Genomic DNA, 19,283 nt, shown 5'->3' on the forward strand with positions numbered 1-19,283 from the left:
CATGTTTGGTTTTTGTATGGGTAGTTTTTTTAATTGTAAGCATTGTATTATTAAAGTAATCTTAACAGATTATTTTATGTGATTAATATCATGTTTTAATGTATAGATTTTAAGTAATTTTATAGTAAACTTATTATTATGAATACAAATATCAAGTATTATCAAAGTAAAAATGAATTTAGATTATTTGTTAAACAATCACATTCTGATCTTCTTCAATTTAAAAATGAAGGAGATAAAGATGCCTTTAATAATTTAGTTCTAAAAATATTACCTGCTTTACGGAATTACATTAATAGACAACTTAATGTTTATATTAGTCAAGGACATTTTTCCAAAGGAAAATATAAAGGTGATGATATAATAGATCAACTTTTTATAGAAATTTACGATAATATTGAAGACGTTAAACATGAAAAAGACTTTTATGCTTGGTTATACTTAAAAGTTGATCAAATAATGGAAGATATTAAAGTTGAAGAAGAATTTAATGAGTTGTTTTTTAAAAATATTGATACCTATTCTAAACCTGAATGGGATGCTATGGAAGAAAAATATACTAAGGATGCAGATGGTGATTTATTGTTAATTGAGGAGTTGTCTGATAGCTCTTACAATCATAATGACTACGAATTAAAACCTATTTTTATTGAAGAGAATGAAGTCGATTTTATTAATAAAATTGATAAGCATTTAAAACAAGATGAAGCAAAAAAACATACAGCTTTTGTTGTTGGAAATTTACCAAATGCAATGCGTCAAGTTTTTGAGCTATTTACTAATGAGCATTTATCCTTTGAAGAGATTGCAATAGTTAGAAAATTGTCTATTACTGAAGTTAAAAAATTATTTAGCGATGCTAAAAAAGCTTTACAAATTAGCTTATTTAATAGGTATTTAAATAATTAATCCGATTTTAATTTAAAAAAAAGAGCCATTAGTAAATAGCTCTTTTTTTATATTCTATTTTAATATTAGGCTTTAAAGTCTAATCTTTTTTTTCCTGTTATAGCTTCTATATTAATTAAAAACACAGCAGGAATATCATCCTTATAAATTTTACTAGAAAAATCACTTATAAAGTTAGCTTTACTATGTTCTTTTTCTAAAATAATATCTTTTATTCCCAAAGAAAATTTATGCAAATAGGCTTTAGCATCACTACCAAAGTGTTGTTCAAATTTACCGTGTATTAATACAGATTTCCAATTAGTAACATTTTCTACATCAGAAACCAACATTGACACTGTTGGATTTTTACGCATAGCATTCATTTTATGACCATCTCCAGAGTAACATATAATTGCATGCTTTTCTTTATCAAAAAAATAAGTTATTGGGATTACAAACGGTGTATTGTTATATATATAACCTAATTGTCCAATATAATTGTTTTCTAAAATGTATTCTATTTCTTTTTCTTCTAGATTTTTAAACATAATGCTTAGTGTTTTTTAGTGTTTGTTTCTACTTTTAAATCAGGTATTTTAATTAACTCAATAGTTTGAGAAGCTAAAACAACTTTACCATTGGTTGCTTCAATTTCTGCCCTAATTAAATCATTTAATATGTGTTTTGTTATTCTTCGTTTTTTATAATCTACGATATACCTTAAATTAAATTTAATCCAATTATCTGTTAGTGTGGTTGCTAAAGTAGGCTCTACCATTGCATCTTCTATATAATATTTATTAACGACTTCTTTCCATTGATCTTTAGATGCTTTTGTATATTCTGCTAACGTTGTTGTTGCTGCTTTTATAATTATGGATTTTGCTAAATCGATATCAGAACCATAACGTATTGGCAAATTAAACTCGTCCCAAATAAATGGAAAATCTTTGGAGTAGTTATAAACAGGTCCTTTAAAGACAAATGCATTACTTAATTTTACAATTCGGCCTGTATAATTATCGCTTTCTACCCATTGCCCAATTTCCATCATTGTAGTGTAAATACTATCTACATCAATTACGTCTCCTTTAATTCCGTTAATTTCTATTCTGTCTCCTGGTTCATAAACTTTTACAACAAAAATGTACACTGATCCTGCAATGCTTAAAATTAACTCTTGTAGTGTAAACGCTAATCCTGCAGACAACAAACCAAGCGTTACCGTAAAGTCTTTAATGCTTCCTGTAAAATACAAAACAGTAACAAAAGCTAACAGAAAATAACCCAATAACTCGATGCCTTTTTGTGACTTATATCTAACTGATGTATTAGCAATATTCTTTTTTAAAAAGCGTCTAATAAATTGCACACAAAGCAATACAAAAACAACTATTACAATATATTTAATTATACTTTGCAATAGTGGATACTCTAAAAACCATTGATTTATTTTATCCATTATTTAACTATAAATCTTCGTATAATCTTAGTTTATTATTAAGCGATGTTATTTGATTTTGCATGTCCTCTACACGTTGTAATAAATTATAAACTGCATCCAAACCCTCTAAATTTATATTTAAATCAAAGTGCAAACGCATGAGCTTTTCAACCTCGTTAATTTGTGTTGTTTTAATATAATTATCGTTGTCCGAAACCACAATTTCAATCAGTTCATAATCTTTTAAATCATTTATAAACGTTTTAGGCACGTTGTAATGCGTGCAAAAAGTTGTTATAGAAATTAAATCTGTTACTTCCATAATTATCTAAGTTTTTGAAGTTCTGTAAATAATTCTTTCTCTTTATCTGTAAGCTTTGTTGGCGTTTTTATTTGGTAGGTTATGTATAAATCTCCAAACTGATCTGTTTTTTTATACTTAGGAAATCCTTTCCCTTTTAACTTCACTTTTGTTCCGTTTTGGGTTTCTGGTTTAACTGTCAATTTAACTTTACCATTAAAAGTATCTACCATTAAATCGCCTCCCAATAGTGCAGTGTATAAATCTAAATCTACAGTAGTGTACAAGTTGTCTTTATCTCTTTTGAATTTGGAATGATTTTGAATAGAAAACTGAATATACAAATCGCCATTTGGTCCTCCATTTACACCTTTACCTCCATGACCTTTAATTTTAATGGTTTGTCCATTTTCTACTCCTGCAGGAATGGTAATTCTAATGTTTTTATTGTTAACAGTAAGTGTACGTTTGTGCTCTGTATAAACATCTTTAAGGTCTAACTGAAGCTCAGCGTTAAAATCTTGACCTCTAAATTTTGTGCTTCTTTGTCTTCCAGATGCTTGACCACCAAACATATTTCCAAAAATATCCTCAAAATCCTGTTCGCTGTAACCTCCAGAATTTCCTGCCTGACCTTGATATGCACGTTGTTGCTGTTGTTGCTGTTGTTTTGCTTGTTCGTAGGCTTCAGAGTTTTTCCAATGCTCTCCATATTGGTCGTATTTTTTACGATTTTCTGGATTGCTCAACACCTCATTAGCTTCATTTATCTCTTTAAACTTTTTTTCAGCCTCCTTATCGTTTGGGTTTAAATCTGGATGATATTTTCGCGCTAATTTTCTGTAGGCTTTCTTTATGTCCTTATCTGACGCAGTTTTGGAAATACCCAAGGATTTATAATAATCTATAACTGCCATTTATTTTGTTTTATGATTTTCTATGTGGTGTTTAAGCTCCTGTTTTAAGGTGTTTAAATAGTCCTGTAATTCTGGAATATCAATATGTGGATGTTTTTCAGTAGGAATCGTAATTGGTTCCTCCAACAAAAAGGTGTACAATTCTGGATAATTGGTTTCTATATTAGATGTTAATTGTGTGATTTGCGTTAATAGCTCTTGCTTTGTTTTCATACCTAACTTATTTAATGACAATAAATTTACTTTTAAAGTTACAAGAATAATATGATTAAAATCAGTTTTAAGATATTAATAATTAGCTAATTATCCTACCATCCTCCATGGTGATAATCCTGTCTGTACGTTTTGCAAAATCCTGGTCGTGCGTTACTATTAGTAAGGATAGGTTTTGTTCTATACTTAACTTTTTAAAAATGTTAAATACATTATCTGCATTATGGCTGTCTAGATTTCCAGTAGGTTCGTCTCCCATAATTATAGATGGATTATTTATTAATGCTCTAGCAATAGCAACACGTTGTTTTTCGCCACCAGAGACTTGAGAAGCACGTTTATATGCTAAATGCTCTATGTTTAAAATTCTTAGTTTTTCTAATGCATCTTTTTCAATCTCTTTTAAACTTTTTTCGCCTAATTTTTTGGCAGGAAGCATTACATTTTCTAAAACTGAAAATTCTGAAAGCAAATAATGAAACTGAAACACAAAGCCAATATGCTTGTTTCTAATAACGGTTAATTCCTGTCTGCTATCTCCTGTTATTAAATCGTTATTTAAATACAGCTCACCTTCGTATTCTGTATCCATTGTAGATAAAATGTACAATAAGGTAGATTTTCCACAACCAGATTTTCCCATAATGGATACAAATTCACCTTTATTAATTTTAAAATTAATATCCTTAAGCACATGAAAAAGTACAGGCTTTTTAAAGTATTTATTTATGTTTTTGGCTTCTAAAACTGTTTCCATTATTGTCCTCTTATTATTCTAACTGGATCTATTTTTTTAGCTTTAAGAGATGGCAAATAGCCAGCAAAAAAAGTTGATATAATCGCAAAACTAAATCCTATTACATAATACCAAATACTAAAATTTATAGGATACGTATCTACTTGTGCTAATGCATCTTGTTTAAACGGAATAGTGCTAATAATATTAGTAAAAATTAAACCAATTAATAGCCCTAAAAGTCCTCCAGCTATTCCAATTATTAAGGCTTGACTCATAAAAATATACTGCACATCGTTACCAGAAAAACCGACTGCCTTTAAAATGGCGATGTCATTCATTTTTTCGTAAATAAGCATGCTTAAAATGTTGTAAACACCAAAACCAGCAACAATTAATAAAGCTATTGATACTGCATAAGTAATTAGGTTTCTAACATCTGTACCTGTTTCAAATTGCGCGTTTGCAGTTTTAATGTCTATTGCTGTTATATTAAATTGTTGCTCTATTTTTTTAGATAATGGTAGTGATTTTTCAATGTCGTAAAGTTTCACATTAATATCTGTGATATAATTTTGTGCTTCACCTAAAATACGTTGCACTGTTTTTAAATTCACGAAACTTTGAATGGCATCAACATCTGCAATTCCACTTTGATAAATACCAACAATTTTTAATGGGAAAATATCGCCTTTTATAGTACTTATTTGCACACGATCTCCAATAGATAATGCCATTTTTTTTGCAATTCCTGCACCTAATAAAATACCGTTTTCTGTATTTTTAAGTTTTTCTGGAGAACCCGAAATAATATAATCTCTAAAGTTGAATAATCTAGCTTCATCAATAGGTTGTATTCCTGTTAAATTACCAGCAATTTCAATAGATCCTGCTATATAAAATATTTGTGTTTTTATTTGCGGAATAGCGCCTTTTACATCTTTATTTTCATTTAAATAGTGAATAATTGGTGATGCATTATGTATTTTTTTCTGACTTAATTTAGGTTTAATAGAATGCACAACATTGAAGCTGTTTTTAAACGCTTCGTAAATATCTACAGGTTGTTTTTTTGAAGGTTCAATCTCGTTATAAACATGAATATGTGGTGTTTGGTTTAAAATTAAATCGTCTAACATGTTGTTTAAACCAGTCATAAAACTAACCAAAGTAATATAGGCTCCTATACCAAAAGTAACACCTAATGCAGCAATAGCAGTAGACTTAAATTTTGTTAACAATTGCTTTTTTGCAATGTCTAATATTATTGGCCAGTTTACCATTATTCGGGTTTATAAATGTATGTGTCTTTTGTGATTCCGCTAGTAACTTCTATAAATTCCATATTTTCTAAACCAGTTGCAATAGTTACCAATCCGCCTTCCGTTTTTACTTGATTATTATTTATTAGGTAATTTTTAGGAATGGTTAAAACATTATCTTTTTTTGAAATAACAATATTAGCTTCGCCAGAAAGTCCTGGATATAAAACCTCTGGAGGATTTACAAAAACCGCTTCAACTTTAAAGGTTTGGTTACGCTCGTCCTTTTTAGGATATATTTTAAACACCTTACCTTCCAATACTTTTCCTGCGTAAGCATCTAGAGTAATTAATACATCTTGATTTTTTACAATTTTTACAATATCCACTTCATCCACCAACATTTCAATAATAAAAGTTGTTGCACTACCAATAGATGCAATAGGTTCCATGGTGTTAACCAACTCTCCAGATTCTTTATAAAGCGCATACACTTTACCATTTATAGCACTTTTTACAGTAAAATCTTTAGTACTAATTAATGAGGTTTGGTAATTATTTTGTGCTTGTTTTACACTAGTATTTAATTGGTTTTTTGTTTGGTTATATTTGTTTTTAAGTAATGTTAAGTTATTTTTAGACAGTTGGTAGCTTAGTTGTTTTGCATCAAATTCTGCTTTAGACCCAATACTTTGTTTCCAGAGGTTTTGTTGTCTAAAAAAGTTAATCGAATCGTTTTTACACTTCAAATTAGCAGCTTCAATTTCGTCTTTAATTCCAAATAAAATAGCAGCACTTCCATTGTAGTTCTCATTAGCTAAATCTAAAGACAGTTTTGCATTTTGAGTATTTAAAACTGGTGTGTTATTTATTATTTGCGAGATGGCTTGATTTTTTTTAATGACATCACCTTCTTCTACAAAATTTTTATCTAAAATACCAGCTACAATAGCATATGCTTGGTATAGGCTATCTGGTTGGATGGTAACAGACGTGTATACAGATTGGGTTAAATTTTGCTCTGTTGGTTGGATTTTATCTGTTTTAGTTTGACAAGACCATAGTGATAAAACAGCTATAATTAAAATATATTTTTTCATATTTTTTTTAATTCAATATCAAGTTTCGCTAATACTATTAGTTCAGATTTATTACGATTAGAAAAACTACTAGCAATTGCATTTGCTGTTTTTAATATTAGTGATTTTCTGTTTTCAGTAAATATTGATTTATTCATATTCAAAAAATTCAAAAAACTATTAAAACACGTGTTAGAATCATAGTCTTGATCCATATGCAACCAATTAAAGCTGTCCAAAATGGTAAAAGCAGCTTCATTAATACTCCACTCCTCTTCCACCATTGTTTTTAAGGTGTTTATTTCATCAACTTCAATAATACCATCTACACAGGCTATTGCATAAAATAACTTACCTAGATTTTGGTAAAACATTGTATTTGCATTGTCTTCCTTTTTCATATCAAAAAATATAATACCGGAAAATTAAGCCAAATGTTTAACTTATTTCATGATATAAATCAGCAAAAGGCAGAGTGCTCTCGCTTTTTTTTGTAATTTTATTCATAATATAATATCGTTTAAACACTATATGCTAAAAACTAATCAAGACGTTTTTGAAATACTATCCGAAGCTATATCTGAAGGTATTTTGATAGTTGACGAAAACCAAACAATTATAGCCGTAAACTCTTCTACAGAAGAGATGTTTGGTTATGATAAAGACGAGTTAAACAATAAACCTTTGGAGACTTTAATCCCTAAAACCTACCATAAAGGTCATGGTCACCATTTTGATACTTATTACAAAAACAGCGAAAAACGTACTATGGGTAAAGGACGTGCACTTTTTGCTGCCAGAAAAGACGGAAGTACGTTTCCTGTAGAGGTTGGTTTAAACCCATTTAATGTCTCTGAAAAAAAGTATGTAATGGCTTTGGCTATAGATATTACAGAACGAAAAAATTATACAGACAAACTTGAAAAAACAGTTATTGAACGTACTAAACAGCTAACCGAAGCATTAGCAACCGAAAAAGAACTAAACGATTTAAAAACAAAGTTTTTATCTTTAGTCTCGCACGAATTTAAAACACCTTTAACCGGAATTTTAACCTCGTCCATGCTACTAAGTAAATACAAATTAGCAGAACAACAAGATAAACGAGACAAGCATATTAACACCATTAATAGTAAAGTACACTACCTTAATAATATTTTAAATGACTTTTTATCTGTAGAAAAACTTGAATCTGGAAAAGTAAATTATAGGTTTACAGAGTTTAGATTAAGTAAGGTTATAAATGAAGTTATTTATAATGCAAATATGCTTTTAAAAGAAGGTCAAAAAATAAATTATCCAGAAGATATTGATGATATGTCACTAATTCAAGATGAGAAAACTTTGGAATTAGCATTGTCTAATCTAGTGCATAATGCCATTAAATATTCGCCAGAAAATACTACCATTCAGTTAAAAGTAAAACAAGATGCAATCAATACAACTTTTATAATTATTGATAACGGAATTGGAATTCCAGAAAACGATCAAAAAAACATATTTAATCGTTATTTTAGGGCTGAAAATGCGCTGTTAAATCAAGGCACAGGAATAGGATTAAATATTGTCAAAACACATTTAGAAAACTTAGGAGGAACCATAGGTTTTAAAAGTGAAGAAAATAAAGGTTCCACATTTACCATTACCATACCAAACCAACCAAACTAATGAAAACCATACTTTTAATTGAAGATGACGCTGTTTTAAGAGAAAACACTAAAGAACTTTTAGAGCTTTCTGACTACCACGTGACTACTGCATCAAACGGAAGATTAGGATTAGAAGCTGCAATAACAAACACACCAGACATTATTATCTGCGATATAATGATGCCAGAACTAGATGGATATAGTGTATTAGATGGCTTGTCTAAGCAAGAAAAAACTATGCACATTCCTTTTATTTTTTTAAGTGCAAAAACCGAAAGACAAGATGTAAGAAAAGGTATGGATTTAGGTGCAGATGATTATATTACAAAACCCTTTGAAGAGGATGAAATAATAAGCGCAATAGAAAGTAGATTAGCTAAAGCTGCTATTTTAAAAGATCGTCGTGAAGCCCAAAACCCTGACTCAGATAAAACAGATACGCTTAGAAATTTAAATGACTTAAAAAACTTTTTTGATGATAATGGAGACCTGTTTGATTATGGTAAAGATGAGCAGATTTACAAAGAAGGTCAAAACTCTAACTACGTTTATTTAATACTTAAAGGTATAGTAAAATGCCATAAATTAGACGAAAAAGGCAAAGAGCTAACCACTGCTTTACATAAAGTAGATGACTTGTTTGGCTATACCTCTTTTACACAAAACATACCATATCAAGAAACTGCTACGACTATAAGCGAAACATCATTAGTTGGGCTATCTAAAAACGAATTAACCAATATTTTAAACACCAATCACAAATTAACTTTAGAGTTAATACAATTACTTACAGATGATATTTCTGGTGTAAAAAATCAATTATTAGAAATGGCTTACAGTTCTGTTTACAAAAAAACAGCAACTACAATTTTAAAATTTGCGGACAAATTAAATTGCAAACCTAAAGAGCCTATTAAAATTTCTAGAAACGATTTAGCAAGTGTAGCTGGAATAGCAACAGAGACCTTAATTAGGACTATTTCATCCTTTAAAAAACAAGGATTAATAGAAATTGAAGGTCGAAACATTAAAATTATTGATATCGAAAAACTTAAAGAAGTTAACTAATAGCCTTATTAAATAAAGTGTATATGATTTTTATCATTTTTTAAAACAAGTGTTACGCATAGATTTGTTTTTAATAAGATAAAAATTAAATGAAATCTATATTATTACCTACAGATTTTTCAAAAAACTCCTGGAACGCTATTGAATATGCAATTAAGTTTTGTGCAAACACACCATGTACATTCTATTTAATGCATGTCAATAGATTAGCAGAAGTTTCTGTGGACACAATGGATTACAACATTAATACTGCTGTTATTGAAGAGACGTATACTGCTACTGCTAAAAAACAATTAACCGCATTTTTAAAAAAAATAGCTAGTCAATATCCAAATAACTCAAATCATGCTTTTTATACTATAAACGAAGTCGATTTTTTTATAGACGCTGTTAGAAAACAAGTTTTAGAAAAAAAGATAGACCTTATAGTTATGGGTACAAAAGGAGCTTCCGGATTAGAAAAGCTAATCCTAGGCAGCAACACCGCAGATATTATTACCAAAGTAAAATGCAATACTTTAGTGGTACCTGAAAACGCAACCTTTAAAACCCTTAGTCAAATTGCATTTCCTACAGATTTTCTACAATTTTACGGTATAACAACATTACAACCTGTTGTAGATATTTTAGAAAAATTTAATGCAGCATTAAGAGTACTTCATATTACAAAGAAAAACTCTGTATTAAATAATGATCAAAAAAAGAATAAAGAGTTTGTTTCAGATTACTTTAGTGCTAACAAGCATAGTTTTCATTACCTTACTAACACAAAAATTGAAGCTGCAATACAATCCTTTGTACAAGAAAATTCCATTGATATGATTGCTATGGTAGCTAAAAATCTAAACTATTTTCAACAAATACTTTTCCATAGTAAAGTTGAAGACATTAGCTATCAAACAGATGTACCCTTTTTAGTGCTTCACGAATAATTAAAACATGAAAACAGGCTTAGTCCTTTCTGGTGGTGGTATGCGAGGTGCCGCACATATTGGCGCTATAAAAGCATTGGAAGAACACGGTATTTTCCCAACACACATAGCAGGCGCAAGTGCTGGTGCTATTATTGGCGCATTATATGCTTATGGCTTTTCTTGCGAAAAAATGTTGGACTTTTTAAAAACAATTCAGCTTTTTAATTACAAAAAATTTGCAGTTAGTAAACCTGGATTTATTGATGCCGAAAAATATTACAACTACTTTAAAAAACAGTTTCCTGAAGATAATTTTAGCGCATTAAACAAAAAACTTTTTATAACTGCTACTAATATTTTAAGTGGCGATTCAGAGGTGTTTACGGATGGTGAGTTAATCAAACCAGTCTTGGCATCTGCTTCATTTCCTGGATTGTTTTCGCCAATAAAAATGAAACAAGGATTATATGTAGATGGTGGTGTGTTAAATAACTTTCCTGTAGAGTTATTACAAAAAGACTGCGATCAAGTCATTGGTGTTTATTTAAACTTATACAAAACCAAAACACAAGCGCAATTAAAACATTTTCATAATATTATTGAGCGCTCCATTACTATAGGTGCAGTACAAGCTGATATACAAAAGTTTTCCGATTGTGATATTTTAGTGGCACCTCATGCCTTAAGTCAGTTTGCGCTTTTTGATAAAAGAAATATCGATGCTATTTATAAAATTGGTTACGACAGCATGAAAGCCGCACTAAAAGATATGCAGACTAATACTTAATTATGTAATTAGTAAACATTCCCTAAAATGTACGACTCTTATTATGACAAGCAATTCCGTATCTTTGTTATATAAAGGCTTTACATGAAACTGAACATAAAAAACACATTTACCTCACAACTTCCCGCAGATCCAATAACAGACAATAGTAGACGTCAAGTCACTAAAGCATGTTATAGTTTTGTAACACCAAAACAGACTGCAAAACCAGAATTAGTTCATGTCTCTCCAGAGATGTTGGACACCTTAGGTATGTCAGAAAACGATGCTAAAACAAAACAGTTTTTAAACGTGTTTACGGGTAATACTGTGTTGGAAGGCACCACGCCATACGCTATGTGTTATGGTGGACACCAATTTGGACATTGGGCTGGGCAATTAGGTGATGGTCGTGCTATTAATTTATTTGAAGTCGAACACAATAACAAAAACTGGAAACTACAATTAAAAGGTGCTGGAGAAACACCATATTCTAGAACAGCAGATGGTTTAGCAGTTTTACGAAGCTCTGTTAGAGAGTATTTATGTAGCGAAGCTATGTATCATTTAGGTGTACCAACCACACGCGCTTTAAGCTTAGCGTTATCTGGAGACCAAGTTTTACGTGACGTCATGTATAACGGTAATCCTGATTACGAAAAAGGTGCAATTGTATCAAGAATTTCTCCAAGCTTTTTACGTTTTGGAAGTTTCGAGATTTTAGCTTCAAGACAAGATACAGAAACCTTAAAAACACTTGTAGACTATACTATAAACACCCATTTTACGCATTTAGGTACACCAAACAAACACGCTTACGTTCAGTTTTTTAACGCGGTAGCTATGCGAAGTTTAGACATGGTTATCCATTGGCAACGTGTTGGTTTTGTGCATGGTGTTATGAATACCGATAACTTATCAATCCTAGGATTAACTATCGATTATGGCCCTTACGGATGGTTAGAAGGTTTTGAGCCTGGATGGACGCCAAATACTACAGATAATCAGAACAAACGCTACCAATATGGCGCGCAACCAGATATTGTCCTTTGGAATTTATACCAATTAGCAAATGCCTTATATCCATTAATTGAAGAAGCAGAAGGTTTAGAAGCGGTGTTAGCAAATTATGCGGAACAGAAAGACATCCAATACCTACAAATGATGCGTAGTAAAATTGGATTGTCATCCGAAGAACAACTAGATGCCAATCTTATTCAAGAACTAGAAGACTGTTTGCAGTTAACAGAAACAGATATGACTATCTTTTTCCGTAATCTATCAGATTTTGATGGTGTAAATCCGACTAACGGGTTACAAATTAGTCGTGAGTCGTTTTACGACATAAAATCAGTAACCGAAGCTATAAAAGACAGATGGAACTTATGGTTTGAGAGTTATGCAGACCGTTTGGAACGCGACCCAATTTCAGCGAAAGTGAAAAAAGAAAACATGAACAGCGTAAACCCAAAATACGTGTTACGTAATTACATGGCGCAATTAGCTATAGATGATGCTAACAAAGGCGACTACAAACTTATTGATGACTTATTCAATTTATTAAAACAACCTTATGCAGAGCAACCAAAACACGAAAAATGGTTTGCAAAACGACCAGAATGGGCAAGACATAAAGTAGGTTGTTCTATGTTGTCATGTAGCTCTTAGTTTTTATAAATATATAATTTTTAACTCCTCTCGTTAACTAAAGAGCGATGAATTTCAGCTTTAGCTTAAATCGGAGAGTTTGACCTAAAACGCGAAGCAGTTTTAAAACCCTATTTAAAACAATGAACAATAAAATAGCATTTGGAGGTGGGTGTCATTGGTGCACAGAAGCGGTATTCCAAGCCTTAAAAGGTGTTCAAAAAGTAGAACAAGGCTTTATAGCTTCTACTAAAGACCACACAACTTTCTCGGAAGCAGTAATCGTTCATTACAATCCAGAAATAATTACGATTGATATCTTAATTCAAATTCATTTATATACGCACAAAAGCACTTCTAATCATTCCATGCGTACAAAATACAGATCGGCAATCTATTATTTTTCCGAAGCACAAAAAGAAGATACTGCTTTACTCCTAGCTAATTTACAATCAGAATTTGAAGCACCTATTATTACAAAAACACTTCCTTTTAAGGACTTTAAACCGTCAGAAGCACAATTTAAAAACTACTACAAAAACAATCCAAACAAACCCTTTTGTCAAACTTACATTAACCCAAAACTTAAGTTATTACAAGCAAAGTTTAGCAAACATTTAACGGATAACCTACAGCGTAAATCTATTAGCTAGTAGCTATTTAGTATCTTTGTTAAAAAAGAAAAAGGATGTCAGACACTAAAAAACCTGATAATATTGTCTTTAACCAAGAGACACAAAAATACGATGCATCATTAAAACCGTATGCAACAAATGTTGGTGCGCCAGCCATAAAAGTAACGGAAAACGTTACTTGGAAAAACAAAAACGTACACAAAGCCAATCAGCAAATTAAAGCCAAGTATTTAGAGCTAAAAGCCGAATACGAGAAAATGATGGCAGAACTAGAATATAACAATCTAGTCTATAATGCTAAATTTAGTTTTCAGCCTATAATTGGCGACACCTATCATTTATACAGAGATAAAAAAGGACAACCCTTTTTGTCCATTATTGCTCCAGAACAATGCAATTTTGACTTTATAGGTAGTTTTTACTTAAATTCTGAGCATATCTGGAAAAGAATAGACCAAGAAATTATTGGCCAAGATCTAATTACTAATGAGTAATCTTAGTATTATAAGTCTACTCTTCGATTTTGGATTAGTGGTATTAATTTGGATGGTTCAGCTTATTGTTTATCCAAGTTTTAAATATCACAATCAAGAGTCATTAATAAAATGGCACGCTAAATACACGGTAAGAATAGCTGGTATTGTTATTCCGTTAATGTTTGGACAGCTTATACTCTATTTATATCTAGTATTTACGCAAGCAGATGCGTCTATTTATATTAGAACCGTTTTAACTATCAGTGCGTGGATAGCGACATTTGCAATATTTGTTCCGTTACACAACACAATTAACAACGGAAAAAGTACAGAAAAAACACTCAGTCAATTAGTATCCAAAAACTGGATTAGAACAGCAATTTGGACATTACTTTTTATTATTAATCTAATAACTGTAGTAAAATAAAAGCATAAAAAAATCCCAAGTGTAACACTTGGGATTTTTTATGATATTATATAGTCCGCAAATTGCTAACTATTTAATCAGCACAAAATTAGTTTCCTTTTTTGTAATCTTCTAAAAACTTAGCTAAACCGCTATCTGTTAAAGGATGTCTTAATAACCCTTCAATAGAGCTTAAAGGACCAGTCATAACATCAGCACCTAATTTAGCACAGTCAATTACGTGCATTGTATGACGTACAGACGCAGCTAAAATTTCAGTTTCAAAAGCGTAGTTATCATAGATATGTCTAATCTCTGCAATCAGGTTTAATCCATCCGTAGAGATATCATCCAAACGTCCAATAAAAGGAGATACATAAGTTGCACCAGCCTTAGCAGCTAATAATGCCTGACCAGGAGAAAACACTAACGTTACATTAGTTTTAATGCCTTTATCGCTAAAGTATTTACAAGCCTTAATACCATCTTTAATCATTGGTAATTTAACCACGATTTGATCATGTAATTCAGCAAGCGCCTCACCTTCTTTAACCATACCTTCAAAGTCAGTAGCAATTACTTCCGCACTAACATCACCATCCACAATGTTGCAAATGTCAACATAATGCTTCATGATATTATCATGACCAGTAATCCCTTCTTTAGCCATTAAAGACGGGTTAGTAGTAACACCATCTAAAATACCCATATCCTGAGCGTCTCTAATTTGGTCTAAATTGGCAGTATCAATAAAAAATTTCATTCTAAAATATATTTAAGTTGTGTATATAATTATTTTGGGCGTTACCACAAGGGTCAGGCTGTCCGTTATATCTTTTTTTGCCATTTGTGGCAGCAAAAAAAGGATGCCACTTCCATCCTTAACGCAATGCAAAGTTACAATTTAACTTTTGCAAGTAAAATAATGATATCAAATGATATTAACATTTTATTCAAAAAACTTAAAGGTTTTCTCGCAATCTAAGTCTTGTATGTAATAATTCATTTTAAAATTATCATGATCCCATTCTAATCGCCAATCAAAAACGGTAATCTCAAAATAGATAAATACTAAAGAAAAAATACAAAAAATTGTAATAACACTTTTAGAAATAATCTTACAAACCTTATGTTTAGCAATACCTAACAAGTAAATCACTCCATAAAAAAAAAGACCCCAAAACAGTATGTTACCTATAAAACCTTTTATAAATAAATCACCAGACATAGAAAAAATCCAAGAACGGTCGGTACTTTGTACAAACGGGAACCCTAAAAAATCAGGCCAACGCTCATCAGTTTTACAAACATATTTATAACTAACACAATTAGTCAATGTAAATCCTACTGCTATACACAAAGACGCTAGGATTTTTTTCATTATTAAAGTTTATAATGATTTAAAAGCAACTTCTCATACATCGTATCAGGTAACAAAAACTTTAAAATAATAGAAAACTTTTGCATCGGCGCACCAACCTTATAATGTATTTTAGGATTTTTGGTATTAATTACTTGATGCACTTTTTTAGCCACAGCAATTGGAGAACTACTATTGTCAACGTGATCATCAATATCTTTAAGTACGTTTGGGTACTTAGTGTATGGCGAGTCCTTTAAAACAGGTGCATGATAACGTCCTGCAGCAATATTAGTTGCAAAATCACCTGGAGCAATATTGGTAAACTTTACACCAAAATCCTTGGTTTCCATACGTAACGCTTCCGTAACAAGCTCTAAAGCACCTTTACTAGCACTATAAATACCACGATAAGGCAATCCCATATATCCAGCAATGGATGTAATGTTTATAACCAAACCCGACTGTTGTGTTCTCATTTGAGGCAACACTGCCTTGATAACATTTATAGGTCCAAAAAAGTTAGTATTAAAATTATGTTGGATTTGATCTTGCGGAATTTCTTCAATAGCACCATTAATACCAACACCTGCATTGTTAACCAACACATCCAACTTCCCTTCTGCTGCAATCACTGCTTTTACAGCTGCTGCAATAGTCACCGTATCATTAACATCTAAAGCGACCAACTTAAATTTACTGTTGGTATAATTAGACGGATTACGACTGGTACCATAGACAATACACCCTTTTTCGGTTAAAAACTCACCTATAGATTTTCCTATTCCAGAAGAACCTCCTGTAATTAATACGACTTTAGACATGTAAATAATTTTAAAAGTTAAAAGTAAAAAAGTTGAATTACAAAACGACTGTAACCAAAAAAGATTTGCTAGAATTAACTAACAAATCTTTATTTTATGTTTTTAAATCTCTTTTTATAAAAGGATTTAGAATAATCAAAAAAAGGCAAGCTACCTACATCACACCGCTACGACCATTTACCTTTGCTTCGTTCCCGACCTGGAGGATTCAACAGGAGCTGGTTGTGTAGGACTTGCCAGGTGCAAAGATACACACATTTTATTTTCTCGCAATCATTTTTTATAATGAATTTTAATAAATAACTTGCTCTCAAATAAGTTTACAAAATGAAAGCATTTAAATACCTTACAATCATATTTTTAGCAACAACACTTTTTTCGTGTGGAGACAACGTCGAAGCGCAAAAAAAGAGTTTTTCTATGACTACCAATGCCCAAAACGGTACAATTAGTATTGATAAAACGCTAGAAGTAGCATTAAAAAACCCTAAAAACATCCAGATTTCTTCTGTAAGTTATCAGTTAGACGGAAAAAATATTGAGGCTAAACAAACACTTTCCGATTTTAAATTAGGAGAACATACCTTAAAAGCAACTATTAATTTTGATGGCGAAACTACAGAAATCAAAAAAACCATTGCGTTATTAAGTGCAGTAGCACCAAAGTTTTTATCTATAGAAGTAATTAATACGTTTCCGCATGACAACACTTCTTTTACACAAGGTTTAGAATTTAACAATGGAGTGCTATTTGAAAGTACTGGACAACGTGGCGAATCTAAAATTAGAAAAATAGATTATAAAACCGGTGACGTTATTACTGAAACAGCTATTCCTGATGCCTTTTTTGGAGAAGGTATTACTGTACTTAATAATACCGTTTACCATTTAACTTGGCAAGGTCAAAAAGGGTTTACTTATGATGCCACTACCCTTGAAAAGAAAAGCAGCTTTAACTATGGTCAAAGTAAAGAAGGTTGGGGATTTGCAAACGACGGAACTAAATTATATAAAAGTGATGGTACTAGTTTAATTTGGAGCCTAAATCCAGATACGCTAATTGAAGAAGATCACATACAAGTTTGCACTACAAAAGGAAAAATTGGAAGATTAAACGAAATAGAATTTGCTAACAACAAGTTATACGCTAACATTTGGGAGAAAAACGGAATTGCAATTATCAATCCTAAAAATGGTGCTGTAGAGGCTGTAATTGACTGTACTATTTTAACCAAACAAATTCCTAATTTTTCGATTAACGAAAACTGTTTAAATGGTATTGCTTACAATCCAGAAACACAAACGTTTTTCTTAACCGGAAAACGTTGGGACAAATTATTTGAAGTTAAAATCTTGGACAATTAACGTCATCTTATAAAAGTTAAAAGATTATAAATTAGGTGTTAAAGTCTCTTAATTAAATTTTTCATGTCATTGATAAATCTAAATTTGAGACTAATCAACCAACCAACTATTGAAAAATTTTACGCTTTTATTAGTCTTTTTGACAAGCTATTTTGCATCCGCACAAACGGTAAATGGTATTGTTTACGACTCCATTTCTACCATAGAAAATATTAAAATAACCAACCTGTCTTCCAAAAAAATGACAGCTTCCGATACTAACGGAACGTTTTCAATAGCAGCAAAAATTGGAGATACGCTTCATGTTAGTTCGGTATTTTATAACGAGCAAAAGTTAGTCTTAAAAGATTATCATTTCCATGAAAGTGTAGTTATTGAGCTTAAACAAGTACTTAATACTTTAGACGAAGTACAACTTATTGAGCCATACAAGGAAACTTTAGCAAATATTAATGTTGTAGAAACTGAGCTTAAAAACCAGATTTTGGCAGACATAAAAAATAATCCTCATTTGTACTCTAAACAACCTACAACTGGTGGAATTGATATTATACAAGTTATTGGACTGATTGCTAAGTTGTTTGAAAATAAGGACAAATATGTTGAGCCACCTTTTATTGAAATGACTTACGAAGATTTAGAAACAGTTTTTGAAAATTCTAGTGTATTTAACAGACGCTTTTTAATTCAAGATTTAGCAATTGAAGAGGAATACATTCCTATGTTTTTTGAATTTGTTATTAAAAACAGACTTGATAGCGAGCTTTTAAAAAAAGATAAAGAAGTAGATTTAATAGAGCTTTTTGTGCAAAAAGGAAAGACTTTTAATAAAATTATTGCTGACTTTAAAAACCAACAATAAGTGGTATTTTAGTACTTTATTAAAAATATGAAAACCTACAATAAAAATTTAATAGTTACTCTTGATGATTTAGATGCGCTAAATCACGTTAATAATGTGCGCTATATTGAATGGGTAAATCACATTGCAAAAACACATTGGCAAACAGAAGCACCAACTAAAATGCAAAATGATTTTTATTGGGTATTACTGTCGCACCATATTGACTATAAACATCAAATTGTTTTGGGTGATACAGTAACACTTAAAACCTACATTAAATCTTGCCAAGGTGTTAAATCTGTTCGTGTTGTGGAGATTTTGGTTGATGATAAAATTTGTGCGTATTCCGAAACCAAATGGTGTTTAATACATGCGGAGACTAATAAACCTGCAAGAATCACAAATGACATTGTTTCTATTTTTCAATAATTTTAAAGTCATATACTATTTACCCCTCAAAAAAGTTATATTTTAGTCAACCAAAGT

General features: G+C 31.0%; 24 protein-coding genes and 1 other RNA gene. 12 read left to right on the forward strand and 13 right to left on the reverse strand.

What is annotated here, in order from left to right; genetic code table 11:
• The first annotated feature begins 138 nt into the window (after positions 1-138).
• A complete protein-coding gene (locus V6251_RS02165) occupies positions 139-909 on the forward strand; it encodes an RNA polymerase sigma factor (RefSeq protein ID WP_341586852.1) in 771 nt (256 codons plus the stop codon).
• Positions 910-974: 65 nt separating this feature from the next.
• Here V6251_RS02165 and V6251_RS02170 read toward each other — a convergent pair whose 3' ends face one another.
• The 9 genes from V6251_RS02170 to V6251_RS02210 form a co-directional block, all read right to left on the reverse strand.
• Positions 975-1,439 carry a pyridoxamine 5'-phosphate oxidase family protein gene (locus V6251_RS02170; RefSeq protein WP_341586853.1) on the reverse strand — a complete coding sequence of 155 codons (465 nt, stop codon included), beginning with the start codon at positions 1,437-1,439 and terminating at the stop codon, positions 975-977.
• A gap of 5 nt (positions 1,440-1,444) precedes the next feature.
• Entirely contained in the window at positions 1,445-2,353 is a 909-nt protein-coding gene (locus V6251_RS02175; RefSeq protein WP_341586854.1) for a mechanosensitive ion channel family protein, read from the reverse strand.
• A gap of 7 nt (positions 2,354-2,360) precedes the next feature.
• The gene (locus tag V6251_RS02180) at positions 2,361-2,657 is read right to left on the reverse strand and encodes a chaperone modulator CbpM (protein WP_341586855.1); all 297 of its coding nucleotides are present in this window, start codon (positions 2,655-2,657) and stop codon (positions 2,361-2,363) included.
• A gap of 2 nt (positions 2,658-2,659) precedes the next feature.
• Positions 2,660-3,553: a J domain-containing protein gene (locus V6251_RS02185; RefSeq protein ID WP_341586856.1), complete on the reverse strand. Its 894-nt coding sequence runs from the start codon at positions 3,551-3,553 to the stop codon at positions 2,660-2,662.
• Positions 3,554-3,766 carry a hypothetical protein gene (locus V6251_RS02190; protein WP_145001923.1) on the reverse strand — a complete coding sequence of 71 codons (213 nt, stop codon included), beginning with the start codon at positions 3,764-3,766 and terminating at the stop codon, positions 3,554-3,556.
• A gap of 82 nt (positions 3,767-3,848) precedes the next feature.
• Entirely contained in the window at positions 3,849-4,523 is a 675-nt protein-coding gene (locus tag V6251_RS02195) for an ABC transporter ATP-binding protein (RefSeq protein WP_341586857.1), read from the reverse strand.
• Positions 4,523-5,785, reverse strand: a complete 1,263-nt coding sequence (locus V6251_RS02200; RefSeq protein ID WP_341586858.1) for an ABC transporter permease — start codon at positions 5,783-5,785, stop codon at positions 4,523-4,525. Before V6251_RS02200 ends, V6251_RS02195 begins: the two co-directional genes overlap by 1 nt.
• The gene (locus V6251_RS02205) at positions 5,785-6,864 is read right to left on the reverse strand and encodes an efflux RND transporter periplasmic adaptor subunit (RefSeq protein WP_341586859.1); all 1,080 of its coding nucleotides are present in this window, start codon (positions 6,862-6,864) and stop codon (positions 5,785-5,787) included. Before V6251_RS02205 ends, V6251_RS02200 begins: the two co-directional genes overlap by 1 nt.
• Complete coding sequence (locus V6251_RS02210) at positions 6,861-7,244, reverse strand: hypothetical protein (protein ID WP_341586860.1); 384 nt, start codon at positions 7,242-7,244, stop codon at positions 6,861-6,863. Before V6251_RS02210 ends, V6251_RS02205 begins: the two co-directional genes overlap by 4 nt.
• A 130-nt stretch (positions 7,245-7,374) precedes the next feature.
• Between V6251_RS02210 and V6251_RS02215 the strand changes: the two genes are divergently transcribed.
• From V6251_RS02215 to V6251_RS02250, 8 genes are all read left to right on the forward strand, one after another.
• Complete coding sequence (locus V6251_RS02215; protein ID WP_341586861.1) at positions 7,375-8,511, forward strand: PAS domain-containing sensor histidine kinase; 1,137 nt, start codon at positions 7,375-7,377, stop codon at positions 8,509-8,511.
• Positions 8,511-9,560, forward strand: coding sequence for a response regulator (locus V6251_RS02220; protein WP_341586862.1), 1,050 nt, complete (start codon positions 8,511-8,513; stop codon positions 9,558-9,560). The genes V6251_RS02215 and V6251_RS02220 overlap by 1 nt, the downstream gene beginning before the upstream one ends.
• An 89-nt stretch (positions 9,561-9,649) precedes the next feature.
• Positions 9,650-10,492 carry a universal stress protein gene (locus tag V6251_RS02225; protein WP_341586863.1) on the forward strand — a complete coding sequence of 281 codons (843 nt, stop codon included), beginning with the start codon at positions 9,650-9,652 and terminating at the stop codon, positions 10,490-10,492.
• A gap of 7 nt (positions 10,493-10,499) precedes the next feature.
• Positions 10,500-11,261 carry a patatin-like phospholipase family protein gene (locus V6251_RS02230; RefSeq protein ID WP_341586864.1) on the forward strand — a complete coding sequence of 254 codons (762 nt, stop codon included), beginning with the start codon at positions 10,500-10,502 and terminating at the stop codon, positions 11,259-11,261.
• A gap of 84 nt (positions 11,262-11,345) precedes the next feature.
• Complete coding sequence (locus V6251_RS02235) at positions 11,346-12,908, forward strand: protein adenylyltransferase SelO (protein WP_341586865.1); 1,563 nt, start codon at positions 11,346-11,348, stop codon at positions 12,906-12,908.
• 122 nt (positions 12,909-13,030) lie between these two features.
• The gene (locus V6251_RS02240; protein WP_341586866.1) at positions 13,031-13,540 is read left to right on the forward strand and encodes a peptide-methionine (S)-S-oxide reductase; all 510 of its coding nucleotides are present in this window, start codon (positions 13,031-13,033) and stop codon (positions 13,538-13,540) included.
• Positions 13,541-13,575: 35 nt separating this feature from the next.
• Positions 13,576-14,016, forward strand: a complete 441-nt coding sequence (locus tag V6251_RS02245; RefSeq protein WP_341586867.1) for a DUF2452 domain-containing protein — start codon at positions 13,576-13,578, stop codon at positions 14,014-14,016.
• Positions 14,009-14,425, forward strand: a complete 417-nt coding sequence (locus V6251_RS02250; protein WP_341586868.1) for a hypothetical protein — start codon at positions 14,009-14,011, stop codon at positions 14,423-14,425. Before V6251_RS02245 ends, V6251_RS02250 begins: the two co-directional genes overlap by 8 nt.
• Before the next feature lie 88 nt (positions 14,426-14,513).
• Here the strand turns inward: V6251_RS02250 and fsa are convergent, their stop codons facing one another.
• The 4 genes from fsa to ffs form a co-directional block, all read right to left on the reverse strand.
• Positions 14,514-15,167: a fructose-6-phosphate aldolase gene (fsa, locus tag V6251_RS02255; protein ID WP_090840428.1), complete on the reverse strand. Its 654-nt coding sequence runs from the start codon at positions 15,165-15,167 to the stop codon at positions 14,514-14,516.
• Positions 15,168-15,353: 186 nt separating this feature from the next.
• Positions 15,354-15,785: a hypothetical protein gene (locus tag V6251_RS02260; RefSeq protein ID WP_341586869.1), complete on the reverse strand. Its 432-nt coding sequence runs from the start codon at positions 15,783-15,785 to the stop codon at positions 15,354-15,356.
• Positions 15,786-15,787: 2 nt separating this feature from the next.
• Positions 15,788-16,588 carry an SDR family oxidoreductase gene (locus tag V6251_RS02265; RefSeq protein ID WP_341586870.1) on the reverse strand — a complete coding sequence of 267 codons (801 nt, stop codon included), beginning with the start codon at positions 16,586-16,588 and terminating at the stop codon, positions 15,788-15,790.
• A gap of 140 nt (positions 16,589-16,728) precedes the next feature.
• Positions 16,729-16,827: signal recognition particle sRNA small type (ffs, locus tag V6251_RS02270), an RNA gene on the reverse strand.
• Positions 16,828-16,915: 88 nt separating this feature from the next.
• Between ffs and V6251_RS02275 the strand changes: the two genes are divergently transcribed.
• The 3 genes from V6251_RS02275 (at position 16,916) to V6251_RS02285 (ending at position 19,226) form a co-directional block, all read left to right on the forward strand.
• On the forward strand, positions 16,916-17,953 hold the full coding sequence (locus V6251_RS02275; protein ID WP_341586871.1) for a glutaminyl-peptide cyclotransferase: 1,038 nt from the start codon (positions 16,916-16,918) through the stop codon (positions 17,951-17,953).
• Between the two features lie 109 nt (positions 17,954-18,062).
• Positions 18,063-18,815 (forward strand): hypothetical protein, encoded by a 753-nt coding sequence (locus V6251_RS02280; RefSeq protein ID WP_341586872.1) that lies wholly within the window; start codon positions 18,063-18,065, stop codon positions 18,813-18,815.
• Positions 18,816-18,842: 27 nt separating this feature from the next.
• The gene (locus V6251_RS02285; protein WP_341586873.1) at positions 18,843-19,226 is read left to right on the forward strand and encodes an acyl-CoA thioesterase; all 384 of its coding nucleotides are present in this window, start codon (positions 18,843-18,845) and stop codon (positions 19,224-19,226) included.
• Positions 19,227-19,283: the final 57 nt, after the last annotated feature.

Origin of the sequence: Olleya sp. Ti.3.14 (genome assembly GCF_038154885.1) — a bacterium.
Lineage (GTDB): Bacteria > Bacteroidota > Bacteroidia > Flavobacteriales > Flavobacteriaceae > Olleya.